Source organism: Streptomyces camelliae (genome assembly GCF_027625935.1).
Classification (GTDB): domain Bacteria; phylum Actinomycetota; class Actinomycetes; order Streptomycetales; family Streptomycetaceae; genus Streptomyces; species Streptomyces camelliae.
This window is the reverse complement of the sequence record NZ_CP115300.1, coordinates 5,125,930-5,143,226: the sequence shown is the minus strand read 5'-3', so window position 1 is coordinate 5,143,226 and position 17,297 is coordinate 5,125,930. Positions and strand designations below refer to the sequence as shown.

General features: G+C 72.6%; 12 protein-coding genes. All 12 read right to left on the bottom strand.

Translation table 11 applies throughout. From position 1 onward, the window contains the following. The 12 genes from O1G22_RS23500 to O1G22_RS23445 all read right to left on the bottom strand — a co-directional run bounded on the left by O1G22_RS23500 (position 1) and on the right by O1G22_RS23445 (position 17,144). Entirely contained in the window at positions 1–738 is a 738-nt protein-coding gene (locus O1G22_RS23500) for an enoyl-CoA hydratase family protein (protein ID WP_270083120.1), read from the bottom strand. Next, positions 735–2,315 (bottom strand): 4-coumarate--CoA ligase family protein, encoded by a 1,581-nt coding sequence (locus O1G22_RS23495; RefSeq protein WP_270083119.1) that lies wholly within the window; start codon positions 2,313–2,315, stop codon positions 735–737. Before O1G22_RS23495 ends, O1G22_RS23500 begins: the two co-directional genes overlap by 4 nt. Positions 2,316–2,355: 40 nt before the next feature. Then, positions 2,356–3,516: an acyl-CoA dehydrogenase family protein gene (locus O1G22_RS23490; protein ID WP_270083118.1), complete on the bottom strand. Its 1,161-nt coding sequence runs from the start codon at positions 3,514–3,516 to the stop codon at positions 2,356–2,358. A gap of 7 nt (positions 3,517–3,523) precedes the next feature. Next, positions 3,524–5,377: an acetyl/propionyl/methylcrotonyl-CoA carboxylase subunit alpha gene (locus tag O1G22_RS23485; protein WP_270083117.1), complete on the bottom strand. Its 1,854-nt coding sequence runs from the start codon at positions 5,375–5,377 to the stop codon at positions 3,524–3,526. 8 nt (positions 5,378–5,385) lie between these two features. Further along, on the bottom strand, positions 5,386–6,984 hold the full coding sequence (locus O1G22_RS23480) for an acyl-CoA carboxylase subunit beta (RefSeq protein ID WP_270083116.1): 1,599 nt from the start codon (positions 6,982–6,984) through the stop codon (positions 5,386–5,388). Beyond that, positions 6,981–8,741: an acyclic terpene utilization AtuA family protein gene (locus O1G22_RS23475; RefSeq protein ID WP_270083115.1), complete on the bottom strand. Its 1,761-nt coding sequence runs from the start codon at positions 8,739–8,741 to the stop codon at positions 6,981–6,983. The genes O1G22_RS23480 and O1G22_RS23475 overlap by 4 nt, the downstream gene beginning before the upstream one ends. Next, positions 8,738–9,532 (bottom strand): TIGR03084 family metal-binding protein, encoded by a 795-nt coding sequence (locus O1G22_RS23470; protein WP_270083114.1) that lies wholly within the window; start codon positions 9,530–9,532, stop codon positions 8,738–8,740. Before O1G22_RS23470 ends, O1G22_RS23475 begins: the two co-directional genes overlap by 4 nt. Positions 9,533–9,668: 136 nt before the next feature. Beyond that, complete coding sequence (locus O1G22_RS23465; RefSeq protein WP_270086507.1) at positions 9,669–10,577, bottom strand: EamA family transporter; 909 nt, start codon at positions 10,575–10,577, stop codon at positions 9,669–9,671. 184 nt (positions 10,578–10,761) lie between these two features. Continuing rightward, a complete protein-coding gene (locus O1G22_RS23460) occupies positions 10,762–12,753 on the bottom strand; it encodes an ABC transporter ATP-binding protein (protein ID WP_270083113.1) in 1,992 nt (663 codons plus the stop codon). 96 nt (positions 12,754–12,849) lie between these two features. After that, on the bottom strand, positions 12,850–12,990 hold the full coding sequence (locus tag O1G22_RS23455; RefSeq protein ID WP_270083112.1) for a hypothetical protein: 141 nt from the start codon (positions 12,988–12,990) through the stop codon (positions 12,850–12,852). A 213-nt stretch (positions 12,991–13,203) separates the two neighbouring features. Then, positions 13,204–13,968, bottom strand: coding sequence for a metallophosphoesterase family protein (locus O1G22_RS23450; RefSeq protein WP_270086506.1), 765 nt, complete (start codon positions 13,966–13,968; stop codon positions 13,204–13,206). After that, complete coding sequence (locus tag O1G22_RS23445) at positions 13,959–17,144, bottom strand: FAD-binding and (Fe-S)-binding domain-containing protein (RefSeq protein ID WP_428986391.1); 3,186 nt, start codon at positions 17,142–17,144, stop codon at positions 13,959–13,961. The genes O1G22_RS23450 and O1G22_RS23445 overlap by 10 nt, the downstream gene beginning before the upstream one ends. Positions 17,145–17,297: the final 153 nt, after the last annotated feature.

The window sequence follows — 17,297 nt, the reverse complement described above, 5'->3', positions numbered from 1 at the left end:
TCACACCACCCACGCCGCGTCCCGCTTCTCCAGGAAGGCCGTCATCCCCTCCCGGGCCGGGCCGGAGGCGAACAGCCGGGCCGAGAGCCCGGTCAGCTCCGCCGCGTCCCGGTCGAATGTCTCCAGCACCCTAGCCGTGAGCAGCCGTTTCGTCTCGGCCAGGGCGTGCGGCGAGGAGCGGCGCAGGCCGTCGAGGATCGGGGCAAGTGCCTCGTCCACGTCGTCCGCCGTCGTGGTCAGCAGGCCCAGGCGTACGGCCTCGGCCGGGTCGAAGCGTTCGCCGGTGAGGTAGTAGCGGGCCAGAGCGCGGGGGTCGGTGCGCGGGATCACCGGCAGGGAGATCACCGCGGGGGCGACCCCGATGCGGACCTCGGTGAAGGCGAAGGTGGCCGTGCGGGACGCGGCGGCGATGTCGCAGGCCGCGAGCAGGCCGAGGCCGCCCGCGCGGACGTGGCCGGTGACCCGGGCGACGACCGGTCTGGGCAGCTCGACGATCTGCCGGAGCAGGCCCACCAGCGCGTCGGGGTGCGGCGGGTCGCGCAGGTCGGCGCCCGCGCTGAAGGTGTTTCCGGTGTGGGTGAGGACGACGGCCCGTACGTCCTCGTCCGCGGCGCAGTCGGCCAGCGCGCTCGCGAGGCCGGAGACGAGGGCGGCGGAGAGCGCGTTGCGGGTGCCGGTGGCGTCGAGGCTGAGGGTCTCGACGCCACGCGCGCGCGTGCGGCCGATCGGTGAGCTCACGGGTGCTCCCTGAGGTCCCTGAGCTCGCGGCGCAGGATCTTGCCGGAGGCCGCGCGCGGGACGGTGTCGATGAAGGTGATCCGGCGGACGCGCTTGTAGGGCGCGACCCGTTCGGCGACGTACAGCATGATCTCGTTCTCCGTCAGCTCCTCGGCGGCCTCGGCCCGGCGGACGACGAAGGCGTGCGGGATCTCGTTGCCGTCGTCGTTGTAGGAGCCGATGACGGCGGCGTCGGCGATGCCGGGGTGGGTCAGGAGCAGCGCCTCCAGTTCGGCGGGGGCCACCTGGAAGCCCTTGTACTTGATCAGCTCCTTCACCCGGTCCACGACGTACAGCCAGCCGTCGGCGTCGACGTGCCCGACGTCTCCGGTGTGCAGCCAGCCGTCGGTGTCGATCATGGCGGTGGTGGCGTCGGGGCGGCCGAGGTAGCCCCGCATCACCTGGGGGCCGCGGATCAGGATCTCGCCCGCCTCGCCGGTGCCGAGGTCCTTGCCGGGGTCGTCCAGGGAGACGATCCGCATCTCGGTGCCGGCGATGAGGCGGCCGACCGTGCCGGCGGGCGCGTCGTGCAGCCGGGCGAGCGGGACGACGTGCGAACCCGGTGACAGTTCCGTCATGCCGTAGGCCTGGCCGATCGGGGGCAGGCCGAGCCGCTCGGCGCACGCGCGCGCGAGGTGCGCGTCCAGCGGGGCGGCGGCGCTGATGACGTACTTCAGCGAGGACAGGTCGTAGTCGGCGACCGCGGGGTGCTTGGCGAGGGCGAGGACGATCGGCGGGGCGACGTACAGGCCGGTGATGCGGTGGTTCTGGACGGCCGCGAGGAATGTCTCCAGCTCGAAGCGGGGCAGCACGACGACCGTGGCGCCCTTGCGCAGCGGCGCGTTCATCAGGGCGGTGAGGCCGTAGATGTGGAAGAACGGCAGGACGGCGAGGATGCGGTCGCCGGGGGTGGCCGGGACGGCGGGCTCCAGCTGGGCGAGGTTGGTGGCGATCTGCCGGTGGGTGAGCATCACGCCCTTGGGGATGCCGGTGGTACCTGAGGAGTACGGCAGCGCCGCTACGTCCTCGGCCGGGTCTATGCCGGGCCGGGGCTCGGGGGCGGTGGACGCGAGCATGTCGATCAGGGACCGGTGCCCGCTCGCGCTGTCGCAGACGAAGATCTCCCGTATGCCGCCCGAGAGTTCGGCGGCCCGGCGGGCCGTGCCCAGCAGCGGTGAGATGGTGACGATCCAGCGGGCGCCGCTGTCGCGGAGCTGTTTGGCGAACTCCTCGGGCGTGGCGAGCGGGTGCACCGTGGTGACGGAGGCACCCGCGCGCGTGGCCGCGTAGAAGGCGGTCGGGAACGCGATCGTGTTGGGGCTGTGCAGGGCGAGGACATCGCCCTTGCGGACGCCCGCGTCGGCGAGACCGGCGGCGATGCGCCGGTGGAACCGGTCCAGCTGCGCGTACGTGAGCGTGGTGCCGTCCGTGCCGTCGATCAGGGCTGGCTGCTCGCCGAAGCGGGCCGCGTGGCCCAGGACGGCCTCGTGGATGGGGAGTTCTACGGGCGGGACGTCTGCGTACTCGCTGCGGAACACGGTTCCTCCAGGCGGATGCGGCGGCTCAGTACGACCCGGTTCAGTACGACTTGGGCAGACCGAGCGTCTGATGGGAGACGTAGTTGAGAATCATCTCCCGGCTCACCGGGGCGATACGAGCCACGCGCGCGGCCGTTATCAGCGAGGCGAGGCCGAACTCGCGCGTGAGGCCGTTGCCGCCGAGGGTGTGCACGGCCTGGTCGACGGCCTTCACACAGGCCTCACCGGCCGCGTACTTGGCCATGTTGGCGGCCTCGCCCGCGCCCATGTCGTCGCCGGCGTCGTAGAGACGGGCCGCCTTCTGCATCATCAGCCGGGCCAGTTCCAGGTCGATGTGCGCCTGTGCCAGGGGATGGGCGATGGCCTGGTGGGCGCCGATGGGGGTCTTCCAGACGGTGCGGTCGCGGGCGTACTCGACGGCCTTTGCGAGGGCGTACCGGCCCATGCCGATCGCGAAGGCGGCCGTCATGATCCGCTCGGGGTTGAGGCCCGCGAACAGCTGCAGGAGGCCCGCGTCCTCGTCGCCGACGAGCGCCTCGGCGGGCAGTCGTACGTCGTCCAGGACCAGCTCGAACTGCTTCTCCGCCGCGTTCAGTTCCATGTCGATCGGGCGCTTGTGGAAGCCTTCGGCGTCCGTCGGGACGATGAACAGGCAGGGCTTGAGACGTCCGGTACGGGCGTCCTCGGTGCGGCCGACGATCAGGACGGCGTCGGCCATGTCGACACCGGAGATGAAGACCTTGCGGCCGGTGAGGAGCCAGTCGGTGCCGTCGCGGCGGGCCGTGGTGGTGATGCGGTGGCTGTTGGAGCCGGCGTCGGGTTCGGTGATGCCGAAGGCCATGAGACGGGTGCCGTCGGCGATTCCGGGGAGCCACGCCTGTTTCTGGGCCTCGGTGCCGAAGCGGGCGATCACGGTGCCGCAGATGGCCGGGGAGACGACGAGCATGAGGAGGGGGGAGCCTGCGGCGCCCAGCTCCTCCAGGACGATGGAGAGTTCGGTGATGCCGCCGCCCCCGCCGCCGTACTGCTCCGGGAGGTTGACGCCGAGGTAGCCGAGTTTGCCGGCGTCGGACCAGAGTTCGGCGGGGGGTTTGCCTTCGGCGACCGTGCGGGCGAGGTAGTCGCGGCCGTAACGCGTGCCGAGGGCGGCTACCGCGGCACGTAGGGCCTTGTGTTCTTCGGATGCGGCGACGGACGTCATGGGGCTCCTAGGAAGAGGGTTCCTCGACTACGGCCAGCAGCGTTCCTGGCTCCACTTGCTGTCCGGCGGTCACCGGGAGGGCGGTCAGCGTGCCCGCCGCCGGTGCCGAGATCTGGTGCTGCATCTTCATCGCTTCCAGCCAGATCAGCGGCTGTCCGGCCTGGACGGGCGCCCCTTCCGTCAGGCCCTCGGCGATGCGGACGACCGTGCCCGGCATGGGGGCGAGCAGGGAGCCTGGGGCCAGGTGGGCCGTGGGGTCGGCGAAGCGGGGGAGGGCGGTGAGACGGGTGGCGTTGACATGGACCTGGTTGCCGTACGCGGAGACCTCGAACCGGCGTTGGACGCCGTCCACTTCGAGGACGACCACGCGCGCGCCCGCGTGCACGATCCGCACGCCCTCCGCTGTGAGGCCGTCACGCGTGTGCGTGTAGTGGACCTCGTGCTCCTCGCCCGCCATCTCGTACCGCTTGACCTGCGGCCGCGAGGGCAGATTGCGCCAGCCGCCGAAGCGGGAGCGGCCGTGGGCGTCGGCCAGGGCGGCCGCCAGGGGGGCGTACGGGTCGGGGGCGGGTGAGGTGAGGGCGGCGAGGTGGCGGGCGTAGAAGCCGGTGTCCATGCGGGCGCCGGTGAACTCCTCGTGGCGCAGGGAGCGGACCAGCAGGTCACGGTTGGTGGCGGGGCCGTGGATCACGGCGCTGTCGAGGGCGCCCGCGAGTTTGCGGAGCGCCTCCGCGCGCGTGGGGGCGTGGGCGACGACCTTGGCGAGCATCGGGTCGTAGTGCACGCCGATGGTGTCGCCGTCGCTGTAGCCGGTGTCCAGGCGGACGCCGGCCGGTACGGCGAGCCGGTGCAGGGTGCCGGTCTGCGGGGTCCAGTCGCGCGCGGGGTCCTCGGCGTACAGGCGGGCCTCGATCGCGTGCCCACGCGCGCGTGGGGGGTCTTTCGGCAGTGCCCGGCCCTCGGCGATGCGGAGTTGCTCGGCGACCAGGTCGAGGCCGAACACCTCCTCCGTCACCGGGTGTTCGACCTGGAGGCGGGTGTTCATCTCCAGGAAGTGCGCGCGGCCGTCGGCGACGAGGAACTCGACGGTGCCCGCGCCCACGTACGACACGGAGCGCGCGGCGCGTACGGCCAGCGTGCGCAACTCCTCCGCGAGCCCCTCGGAGAGGCCGGGCGCCGGGGCCTCCTCGATGACCTTCTGGTGCCGGCGCTGGAGCGAGCAGTCGCGCGTGCCGAGTGGCCAGACGGTGCCGTGGGTGTCGGCGAGGATCTGCACCTCGACATGGCGGCCGTGCTCCAGGTACGGCTCCACGAAGACCTCGCCGTCACCGAAGGCGCTCGCGGCCTCGGCGCGCGCGCCCTCCAGTGCGGTGCTCAGCTCCTCCAGGCGGCGCACGATCCGCATCCCACGCCCGCCGCCGCCCGCGGCCGCCTTCACCAGGACCGGCAGATCGGCCTGCGTGACGTCGGCCGCGTCGAGGGGCGCGAGCCCCATCAGCTCCTTCGCCCGCGTCTTGGACGCCATCGCCTCGATGGCCTCGGGGGACGGGCCGATCCAGGTCAGGCCGGCGTCGAGGACCGCGCGCGCGAAGTCTGCGTTCTCGGAGAGGAAGCCGTAGCCGGGGTGCACGGCGTCCGCGCCGGTGGCCAGCGCGGCCTTCACGATCAGGTCGCCGCGCAGATACGTCTCGGCGGGCGCCGCGCCCGGCAGCCGTACCGCCGTGTCGGCCACGCGCGCGTGGAGGGCGTTTTCGTCGGCGTCCGAATGCACGGCGACCGTCCGGATCCCCGCCTCACGGCAGGTGCGGACGATCCGGCAGGCGATCTCGCCCCGGTTGGCGACGAGCAGTGTCGTAATCACGTGATGCCTCACATCCGGAAGACGCCGAAGCCGCCGCGTGCGCCCTCGTAGGGCGCGGTGTGGATCGCGGACAGGCACAGGCCGAGGACGGTGCGGGTGTCGCGCGGGTCGATGACGCCGTCGTCGTACAGCCGCCCGGACAGGAACATCGGCAGCGACTCGGACTCGATCTGCTGCTCCACCATGGCGCGCAGCGCCGCGTCCGCGTCCTCGTCGTACGGCTGCCCCTTCGCCGCCGCCGACTGCCGGGCGACGATCGACAGCACGCCCGCCAGCTGCTGCGGGCCCATGACGGCGGACTTGGCGCTGGGCCAGGCGAACAGGAAGCGGGGGTCGTAGGCGCGCCCGCACATGCCGTAGTGCCCGGCGCCGTACGACGCGCCCATCAGCACGGACAGGTGCGGGACCCGGCTGTTGCTGACGGCGTTGATCATCATCGCGCCGTGCTTGATGATCCCGCCCTGCTCGTACTCCCTGCCGACCATGTAGCCGGTGGTGTTGTGCAGGAAGAGCAGCGGGATGTCACGCTGGTTGGCGAGCTGGATGAACTGGGCGGCCTTCTGCGACTCGGCGCTGAAGAGGACCCCTTGGGCGTTCGCGAGGATGCCCACCGGATAGCCGTGCAGGTCTGCCCAGCCGGTCACCAGACTGGTCCCGTACAGCGGCTTGAACTCGTCGAAGTCGGAGGCGTCCACGATCCGGGCGATGACCTCGCGCGGGTCGAAGGGGGTCTTGAGGTCGCTGGGAACGATCCCGAGCAGCTCCTCGTTGTCGTATTTGGGTGGCTCTGCGAAGGGGGGATCGGGATGGGCCTTGCGGTGGTTGAGGCGGGCGACCACGCGGCGGGCCTGGCGCAGCGCGTCCGGCTCGTCGACGGCGAAGTGGTCGGCGAGGCCCGACACGCGCGCGTGCATCTCGGCGCCGCCGAGGGACTCGTCGTCGCTCTCCTCGCCGGTGGCCATCTTCACCAGCGGCGGCCCGCCGAGGAACACCTTCGCCCGCTCCTTGACCATGATCACGTGGTCGGACATGCCGGGGACGTAGGCGCCGCCGGCGGTGGAGTTGCCGAAGACGACCGCGATGGTCGGGATGCCGGCGGCGGACAGCCGGGTGAGGTCGCGGAAGATGGCGCCGCCGGGGATGAAGATCTCCTTCTGCGACGGCAGGTCGGCCCCGCCCGACTCGACCAGGCTGATGCAGGGCAGCCGGTTGGCGAGCGCGATGTCGTTGGCGCGCAGGGCCTTCTTCAGGCTCCAGGGGTTGCTCGCGCCGCCGCGCACGGTCGGGTCGTTGGCGGTGATCAGGCACTCCACGCCCTCGACCACCCCGATCCCGGTGACGAGCGAGGCGCCGACCGCATAGTCGCTCCCCCAGCCGGCCAGCGGGGACAGCTCCAGGAAGGGCGTGTCGGGGTCGAGGAGCAGCTCGATCCGCTCCCGGGCGAGCAACTTGCCGCGCTCGCGGTGCCGTCGGACATACTTCTCGCCTCCGCCGGCGAGCGCCTTGGCGTGCTCGGCGTCGAGTTCGGCGAGCTTGGCGAGCATGGCCTCGCGGTGGGCGCGGTGGTCGGGGCTGCCAGGGTCCAGGGCCGAGGTCAGGGTGGTCACAGCAAGGCCTCCGGGATGTCCAGGTGGCGGGAGCGCAGCCATTCGCCGAGGGCCTTGGCCTGCGGGTCGAAGCGGGCCTGCGCGGCGACGCCGGCGCCGAGGATGCCCTCGACGACGAAGTTGACCGCGCGGAGGTTCGGCAGCAGATGCCGGGTGACGGGCAGCTCCGCGCTCTCGGGGATCAGCCGCCGGAACCGGTCGGCGGTCAGTTCGTGCGCGAGCCACCGCCAGGCGTCGTCGGTACGGGCCCAGACGCCGACGTTGGCGTTCCCGCCCTTGTCCCCGCTGCGGGCCCCGGCGACCAGCCCGAGGGGTGCGCGCCGGGTCGGTCCGGCGGGGAGCGGGTCCGGGAGGGCCGGTTCCGGTACGGGAGCCAGGGGCTGGGTGTCCTGGGGCGGCGCCACAGGGATACGGCGTCCGTCGGAGAGGACCGCCATGTGGTCTACGGCGCCATGGGGGACGTACACATCCTCGAAGACCCCGTAAGGGAAGCCCTTCCCGGGTGGCGAGAGCACATGGAAGCCCGGGTAGCTGGCCAGCGCCAGCTCCACGGCGGCCGCGCCCAGCGCCCGCCCGACGACCCGTTCGTCCGGGTCCCGTACGACGAGCCGCAGCAGGGCGCTGGCGGTCTCCTCGGTGCCGGCGTCGGCCCGGTCGGTCCGCACCAGCTCCCAACGGGCCTCGGCGGGCGGTGACTTGGCCAGGGCGTCGGCCAACTGGGCCCGCACGAGTTCGGCCTTGGCCTCGATGTCGAGTCCGGTGAGGACGAAGCCGACCTCGTTGCGGAAGCCGCCGAGCCGGTTGAGCCCGACCTTGAGCGTCGGCGGCGGCGCCTCGCCGCGCACCCCCTCGATGCGCACCCGGTCCGGCCCGTCCTGGCTCAGCCGTACGGTGTCCAGGCGGGCGGTGACGTCGGGCCCGGCGTACCGGCCGCCACCCGTCTCGTACAGCAGCTGCGCGGTGACCGTGCCGACGTCGACCAGGCCGCCGGTGCCGGGGTGCTTGGTGACGACGCTGCTGCCGTCGGCGTGGACCTCGGCGAGCGGGAACCCGGGCCGGCGTACGTCCCCCTCCTGGAAGAAGGCGTAGTTGCCGCCGGTGGCCTGGGTGCCGCACTCCAGCACATGTCCGGCGACGACGGCACCCGCGAGTCGGTCGTACTCCCCCGGCTGCCAGCCGAAGTGCGCGGCGGCGGGCCCGGTGACCAGGGCCGCGTCCGTCACCCGCCCGGTGACGACGATGTCCGCGCCGGCCCGCAGGCATGCGGCGATGCCGAAGCCGCCGAGGTAGGCGTGGGCGGCGAGGGTGCCGATGGGGGTCCCCCCTGGTCGAGCGAAGTCGAGAGCTTGGGGGAGGGCGGCGGCGAGGTCGTCGCCCTCGACGTGCGCGACACGGACCGGGATGCCGAGCCGTTCCGCCAGCTCCCGTACGGCGGTGGCGAGTCCGGCCGGATTCAGCCCGCCGGCGTTGGTGACGATCTTGACGTGCCGCTCGTGGGCGAGCCCGAGGCAGTCCTCCAGCTGGCGCAGGAAGGTGCGGGCGTAGCCGGCGGAGGGGTCCTTCAGCCGGTCGCGGGCGAGGATCAGCATGGTGAGCTCGGCGAGGTAGTCGCCGGTGAGGACGTCGAGTTCGCCGCCGGTGAGCATCTCGCGCAGGGCGTCGAAGCGGTCGCCGTAGAAGCCGGAGAAGTTGCCTATGCGCAGGGGGTGCGGGGTGGGCGGGGTGCGTGGGGTGGGCGGGGTGTGCGGGGCGCTCACCGCGCGGCCCCCTTCGGCGGGCGGCCGGCGCCGGGCGGGCCCGCGAAGGCCTGGGCGATGTCGAGCCAGCGGTCGGCGTCCGGGCCCGTGGCGGTCAGGGCGAGGTCGGCGCGGTGGGCGCGTTGGGTGACGAGGAGGCAGAAGTCGAGGGCGGGGCCGGTGACGCGCTGGGGGGCGGCTTCGGGGCCGTAGGTCCACGACGCGCCGGAGGGTGCCGTCAGTTCGACGCGGAACTCCTCGGCGGGCGGGGTGAGGCCGTGGACGGTGTGGGCGAAGTCGCGGGCCCGCACCCCGATGCGGACCACATGCCGGAGCCGGTCCGTGGGTGTGCGCACCACACCGAGCGCGTCGGCGACGTCCTGGCCGTGGGCCCAGGTCTCCATAAGGCGGCCGGTGGCCATGGAGGCGGCCGACATGGGTGGACCGAACCAGGGAAAGCGCGTGCCGGTGGGTGCCGCGCGCAGGGCCTCCTGGAGTGCGGCGCGCCCCTCCCGCCATCGGGCGAGCAGCTCGGCGGGCCGGAGCCGGGCGCCCTCGTCGGCGCCCTCGTCCACGAAGGTGCCGGGCGCCGCGAGCGCCTTCTCGGCCAGCTCACGGAAGCCGCCCTGATCCGTGACGGCGAGCAGCGCGGCCCGGTCCGTCCAGTGCAGGTGGGCGATCTGATGGGCGACGGTCCAGCGCGGCGCGGGGGTGCTCCCCGCCCACTGTTCCTCGCTCAACCCGGCGGCGATGCCGTCGAGTTGGTCGCTTTCCTCACGCAGGTCGTCGAAGACGGGCGTCGGCTCGGACATGGGGCGAGCATGGCAGCGGAGGCATAAACAATCAAGCATGCTTGCATGAATTTGTGGCGAGCGGCCGGGCAAGGCGGTGCCTCACTCGGCACCTCACTCGACGGGACTCGACGGGCCGCATGAGCGGCCCATGGCGTCAGACCTCCGGTGTCGGCTCCACGCGGGCCTTGCCCCGCCCCACCTGAGTCCGCACCGCACCGATGCTGGCCGCGATGACCAGAGTGATGGCGGCTGTCTCCGTCCACGACAGGGACTGGCCGAGGATCAGGAAGCCCGCTGTTGCCGCGATCGCCGGTTCCAGGCTCATCAGGATCGCGAAGGTGGAGGCGGGGAGGCGGCGCAGGGCCAGGAGTTCGAGGGTGTAGGGCAGGACCGAGGAGAGCAGGGCCACCGCCGAACCGAGGGCGACGGTGGTGGGGTTCAGCAGGCGAGTGCCCGCCGAGGTGATGCCCAGGGGGAGGAAGAGGAGTGCCGCCACCGCCATGGCGAGGGCCAGGCCGTCCGCCTGGGGGAAGCGGCGGCCCGTACGGGCGCTGAAAAGGATGTAGACCGCCCACATGGCGCCGGCACCCAGGGCGAATCCGACACCGATGGGGTCCAGGTCGCTGAAGCCGCCGCCGCCCAGCAGGAACACGCCGAGCAGGGCCAGGCCCGCCCACACCGCGTTGATCGCCCGCCGGGAGGCCAGGACGGACAGGGTGAGCGGGCCGAGGACCTCAAGGGTGACCGCCGGGCCCAGCGGGATGCGGGCGACCGCCTCGTAGAAGAGGCCGTTCATCGCGCCCATGGCGATGCCGAACGCGAGCACCGTGCCCCAGTCGGCACGCGAGTGGCCGCGCAGCCGGGGACGGCAGACCACGAGGAGGACGATCGCCGCCGCCAGCAGGCGCAGGGTGACGACACCCAGCGCGCCCGCCCTCGGCATCAGCGTCACCGCGAGCGCACCGCCGAACTGGACCGAGATGCCGCCGGCCAGCACCAGGCCGACCGGGCCGAGTGAGCCGAAACGGCGGGGTGCCCCGGCTGGGGCCGCCGGGGCAGGCATGGCGGTGCCGGAGGTACCAGAGGTACTGGGGGTGCTGGGGGCGGTGGTCACGGGCAGTCCTGGGCTTGATCGAGTACGTCCATCGCGATGTACTACCAGGTCCAGGGTAATAGACTTCGACAGGAGCGTGAACCCTTTAAGGGGCTGTCCCGGATGGTGGGACGCCCTGCTGCGGCACCGGGGATCAGATGCCTTGCCGCCAGACCTCCTCGCCTCGGAACAGGGGGCGGCCGTCGGGGAGGTACGACGGCACAGTGCCGTAGGGCTCGTAGGCCGGCTGGGGCGCCACCCATGTCTGTGCCGGGACGTGGGCGGCATGGTCGTACGCCTGCGGCTGCGGCTGTGCCGACGCCTCCTCCCACAGCGGCATGCGCAGTTCGCCCGTGTCCATCACCGCGTTGTTCTGCGAGCGGTGGAGGCGGGCATAGGCGCCGCCCCTGGCCAGGAGTTCCTCGTGGCGGCCGGTTTCGACGACGCGGCCCCGGTCCACGACCAGGATGCGGTCGGCGTCAGGGGCGAGGTTGAGGTCGTGGGTGATCATGATCGTCGTACGGCCCGCCATCAGGCGGCGCAGGGGCTTGACGACCCTGCGCGCGGCCATCGCGTCCAGGCCGGTCGTCGGCTCGTCCAGGACCAGGACGGGGGCGTCGCGCAGGATGGCGCGGGCGATGGCCAGGCGCTGGAGCTGGCCGCCGGACAGGCGGGCCGAGTTGGGGTCGACCCGGGTGTCGTAGCCGTCGGGGAGGCGGACGATGAAGTCGTGGGCGTCGGCCGCTCTGGCCGCCTCCTCGATGGCCTGGTCGCTGGCGCCGGGGCGGCCGCAGGCGATGTTGGCGCGGACCGTGTCGTGCAGGACGAGGGTCTCCTGCGGGAGCAGGGTGACGTACTCGCGGAGGCGGGCCAGGGGGAAGTCCCGGAGGGGGACGCCGTCCAGCAGGACCTCGCCGGCGTCGGGGTCGTAGAAGCGGAGCAGGAGTTTGGAGACCGTGGACTTTCCGGCGCCGCTCGGGCCGGTGACGATCACCAGGTCGCCGGGGCTGACCGTGAAGGAGAGGCCTTCGAGGGCGGTTCTCTCGGCGCCCGGGTAGGTGAAGGCGACATCGCGGACCTCGACCGTTCCGTCCGGGCGTCCGGTGTGCGCAGGGCGGCTCGGGTCGGTGACCGAGGGGCTGACGTCCAGGATCTCGATGAGCCGCTCGGCGCCGGCCGTCGCGGCGGTGACGGTGAGGCCGAGCTGGGCGAGGCCGCGCACGGGCGGGTAGAGGTAGCCGAGGAAGGCGGCGAAGGCGAGGAGCTGGCCGAGGGTCATCCGGCCGGTGGAGATCTCCCAGGCGCCGATGCCGATCACCGCGAGCACGCACACCGTCTCGATGACCTGCACGAGCTGCTCGTAGGCCTCGTTGAGCCGGGTGGAGCGGACCGAGGCGCGGAACCAGGCGTTCGCCTCCTCGCTCAGCCGACGGCGTTCGGCGTCCCGGCGGTCGTAGGCCTGGGTGAGCACGATGTTGCCGAGGGACTCCTCGACCACGGAGGTGATCGCGCCGTCGGCGACCCGGCCCTCGCGGGAGACGTCCTTGATGGAACCGGAGAAGCGGCGCGCGGCCAGCCAGAACAGAGGCGCGAGGACGAAGGTGGCGGCGGCGAGGTCCCAGCGCAGCCAGAACGCGGCGGCGGCGTAGAAGAGGGCGGAGAACGCGGCCGAGGCGGCGCCGATCAGGCCGGAGACCACCATCGTCTCGATGGCCTCGACGTCGCTGGTCAGCCGGGCGAGCAGATCGCCCTGGCGGTGGCGCTGGAAGAAGTGCGGCGGCAGTTGCTGGACGTGGTCGAAGACATGCTCGCGCAGCCGCATCACGAAGCGTTCGGTGGCCCACGCGGCCAGGGAGTTGCCGGCGTACGCGACGAGCGCGCCGACGACGGCGATGCCCAGCCACTTCAGGGCCGACGCCCAGAACGCGGTCAGCGAGCCCTTCTCCAGGGCGTGGTCGGTGAGGTCGCCGAACAGCAGGATGGCCTCGGTCTCGGCGAGCGCGGCGAGCACCGTGCACAGCCAGACGACGAGCAGCCATTTTCTGAGCCCCTTGGTCAGCGGCCAGAAACGGCGGAATGCCGTCCGGGCGGGAATGGTGGGGGTCTCGTACTCGAACTCGTCACCCGCATCATTCACGTCGCTCATCGCATTCCCCTTCCGGAATCACCTTCCCGAACGAAAAAGAACGGAAGAAAAAGGGGCCGACGGTGCACCATCGGCCCCTTTCCGCTCAGCCTCGGATCACTGGTCCCGGCCGGGGAACGGCTTGGGCAGCGGCTTCGGCGCGTGCTTCGGGCGCGGCTTCGGCTTGGGGTGCGGCGGCGGGGGGAGCTGCTTCGACTTGGGCTTGGGGGGCAGCGGGACAAGCTTGTTGAAGCCCATTTCCTACTCCTAGTGTTTCGCAGTTCTGGTGTTTCTCAGTTCTGTGTTTCGAGAATTCCGCGTCCGGCTCCCGACACCGAAGAACCTACACGCCGCCCACGACCCCGAACAGCAAAGTCGGCAAAGGGGCGCTGTGAATACCTTGGGATTCCTTGGTGGTTCCTGAGAGACCCGTGCGAACCTGAGAGTTCTCTTATGAACCTGAGAGCGGGCTTATGATCCGGCGTCAGCTCCCCATGCGGCCAGCACCTCCGTGTCCGTCGGCCGGGCGTGCAGGTAGTAGTCGGCCCACTCGGCGATGTCCGGGTAGGCGCACTCCGCGGTGAGCCGGGCGGCTGCCGCCGGGATGTCGTACGGCGTCACCCGTAGGTCGGTGCCGGGGCCGAGGAGGCACCAGTGGGCGCCGGGGCGGCCGTAGGGCATGCCGACGCTGCCCGGGTTGACCACGAGGCGGCCGTGGGCGAGGCGGACGTAGGGCATGTGGGTGTGACCGCAGACGACCGTGCCGATACCGGGGGCGAGGCCGGTGAACACCTCGGCCCAGCGGCCGGGGCGGGAGTCCACCAGCACCAGCTCCTCGTCGTCGCGCGGGGTGGCGTGGCAGAACAGGACCGTGCCGAGGCCGCGGACGCGCAGCGTGAGCGTCTTCGGCAGGGCGGCGAGGAGGTCGACCTGGTCCTCCCGCAGCGCCCCGGCCGCGAACGGGCCTATGGGGTCGGGTATCTCCGTGCGCTCGCCGCGCCGGTACTCCACCAGCTCCCGGTCCGCGTTCCCGCCGAGCCACAGCACCCGCTCACCCTGCTCCCGCAGCAGGTCCAGCACCTCGGCCGGCTGCGGGCCCGCCGCGATGTCACCGGTGAGGACGATCCGGTCGGCCGCGGCCACGTCGGGCTCCGCCAGGACCGCTTCCAGAGCGGGCAGTACGCCGTGGATATCGGACAGTACGGCCAGCCTTCCGTATTCCTCGGTCACTTCGATTCCTCGGCTTCCTTCTCCAGCGCCTGCGCCAGCACCTCCGCCAGATGCCGTCCCCGCACCCCGGCCAGCTGCTCCAGCTGGGTGCGGCAGGAGAAGCCGTCGGCCAGGATCAGCGTCTCCTCGGGCGCTTTCCGGACCGAGGGCAGGAGCTGGTCCTCCGCGCAGGCCTTCGACACCTCGAAGTGGCCTTTCTCAAAGCCGAAGTTGCCCGCGAGGCCGCAGCAGCCGCCGCTCAGTTCGCCGGTGAGGCCCGCGGCCTCGCGCAGGCGGCGGTCGGGGGTGTCGCCGAGCACCGCGTGCTGGTGGCAGTGGGTCTGGCCGGCGACCGGGCGGTTGACGGCGGGCGGGGTCCAGTGCGGGGCGTGCCGCTCCAGGGTCTCGGCGAAGGTGAGGACGGCCGCGGACAGTTCGGCCGCGCGGGGGTCGTCGGGCAGCAGCTCGGGCAGGTCGCTGCGCAGGGCCGCCGCGCAGCTCGGTTCCAGGACGACGACCGGGACCCGCGCCCGCAGCACCGGCTCCATCAGGTCCAGCGTGCGGCGCAACACCGCGCGGGCGCGGTCCAGTTGGCCGGTGGAGACGTAGGTCAGGCCGCAGCAGACCCGGGCCCGGCGGGCGGTGAGGAGTGCGGTGGCGGGCCTCGGCCGCCCGGTGCCGAGCGCTCCGCCGCGCGGCAGCAGCGTCGGCGGCAGGGTCACACGCAGTCCGGCGGCCTCCAGCACCCGGACTGCCGCCTGGCCGACGGACGGGGAGAGATGCTCGGTGAAGGTGTCCGGCCACAGCACGACCAGGTCCCCGGTTGCCTGGGCGGGTTCCCGTCCGGGCGCCTCGGCAGGTACCCGTCCGGGCGCCTCGGCAGGTCCCCATCCGGTTGCCCCGGCAGGTCCCCATCCGGGCGCCCCGGCAGGTCCCCATCCGGTTGCCCCGGCGGGTTCCCGTCCGGGCGCCTCGGCAGGTCCCCGTCCGGTTGCCCCGGCAGGTCCCCATCCGGTTGCCCCGGCAGGTCCCCATCCGGGCGCCACGGCAGGTCCCCGTCCGGTTGCCCCGGCGGGTTCCTGTCCGGTTGCCTCGACGGGTTCCCGTCCGCGCCACCACGCCGTGAACGTTCGTGTCGCCAGCCGGGGGATCTCCCGTTCCGGCGCGATCCCGGCGAGGCGTTTGCCGAGGGCGGCGAGCGGTCGCAGGGAGGCGAGTGCGTTGAGGAGCGGGGCCGTGTGGGTGCGGGCGGTGCAGCTCAGCCACTCGGGCAGGCGGCCCATGGTGTGGTGTGCGGCGGGGCGGCGGCGGCCGGCGTAGTGGTGGTGCAGGAACTCCGCCTTGTAGGTGGCCATGTCGACGCCGACCGGGCAGTCCGAGCGGCAGCCCTTGCAGGACAGGCACAGGTCGAGGGCGTCACGGACCTCCGTGGAGCGCCAGCCGTCGGTGACCAGTTCGCCCGCCAGCATCTCGTGCAGCAGCCGGGCCCGGCCGCGCGTGGAGTGCTCCTCCTCGCCGGTCGCCCGGAAGGACGGGCACATGACGGCCGGGCCGGTCACCGTCGTCGTACGGCATTTCGCCACGCCGACGCAGCGGCGGACGGCCGCGCGGAAGTCGCCGCCGTCGGCCGGGTAGCCGAAAACCACGTCCACGGGGTTCGCCGGGAGCGCGGAGAAGCGGAGGTTGGTGTCCAGCGGGGCCGGGCGGACCAGCATGCCGGGGTTGAGCAGGTCGTCGGGATCCCAGAGGGCCTTGGCCCGCTCGAAGAGCCGGACCGTCTCGGCGCCGTACATGCGCGGCAGCAGCTCGGCGCGGGCCTGCCCGTCCCCGTGCTCCCCGGACAGTGAGCCGCCGTGTGCCACCACAAGGTCGGCCAGTTCCTCGGAGAAGCGACGGAAGCGGCCGACGCCGGCCTCGGTGAGCAGGTCGAAGTCGATGCGGACGTGGATGCAGCCGTCGCCGAAGTGGCCGTACGGCGTGCCGCGCAGCCCGTGCGCGGACAGCAGGGCGCGGAAGTCGCGCAGATAGGCGCCGAGCCGGGCGGGTGGCACCGCGCAGTCCTCCCAGCCGGGCCAGGCCTCGGAGCCGTCGGGCATCCGGGTGGCCGTACCGCTCGCGTCCTCGCGGATCCGCCACAGCGTCCGCTGGGCGGCGGGGTCGGTCACCACGATCGCGTCCACCACGTCGGCCGCGCGGACGATCTCCTCCGCACGCGCGCGTGCCTCCCCCGCCGACTCCCCGCCGGTCTCCACGAACAGCCAGGCACCCCCCTTCGGCAGCCCGGCGGGTGAGCGCACCAGGTCGGCCGCCATGCCCTCCACGGTCAGCGGGCCGAGGGGCAGAAGTCCGGCGGCGGCCTCGGCGGCCGCGCTCTCGTCGCCATACCCCAGCACGGCCAGCGCACGCGCGCGGGGTGCCTCCACCAGCCGTACGACCGCCTCGGTCAGGATGCCGAGCGTGCCCTCCGAGCCGCAGAAGGAGCGGGCCACGTCGGCGCCCTTCTCGGGCAGCAGCGCGTCCAGCGCGTACCCCGAGATCCGGCGGGGCAGCTCCGGGAAACCGGTGCGCAGCCGGGCCAGCTCGCCCTCCGCCAGCTCCCGCAGGCCCTCGGGCGCCCCGGCCCAGTCCTGCCCCAGCCGCAGCCGCCGCCCGCGCGCGGTGAGGACGGACAGCTCCCGCACACTGTCCGCGGTGGTCCCCCAGGCGACCGAGTGGGAGCCGCACGAGTTGTTGCCGATCATCCCGCCGAGCGTGCATCTGCTGTGCGTGGAGGGATCGGGGCCGAACCGCAGCCCGTGCGGGGCGGCAGCCTCCTGGAGCCGGTCGAGGACGAGGCCCGGCTGGACCACGGCCGTACGGGTGGCGGGGTCGATGGAGATCAGGCCGTTCATGTGCCGGGTGAAGTCCAGTACCACACCCGTGCCCGTCGCCTGCCCGGCGATCGACGTACCCCCGCCGCGCGCCACCACCGGAACCCCGCGCGCCCGGCACACCTCCAGCACGGCGGCCACGTCGTCGGCGTCTGACGGGGCCACGACGCCGAGCGGGACACGCCGGTAATTGGACGCGTCCATGGTGACCAGCGCCCGGGAGGTGACATCGAAACCGACCTCGCCCCGGACGGCTCTGCGCAGCTCCGCTTCGAGACCGGAAAGATCCGTTGCACGACCCGCACGACTCGCACGACCCCTGAGATCCGTCATGCGTCCAGGATGCATCCGCTCACGCACAGTCACCGCGAGTTTTCCACAGTCCCGCCCATATCGTCGTACAAACAGTCGTACGAGTTCACAGGTCCACTACCCGGAGATCTCGTCTCATCGGACGGACATGGTTTCCGCCCGGTTTCGCCCACC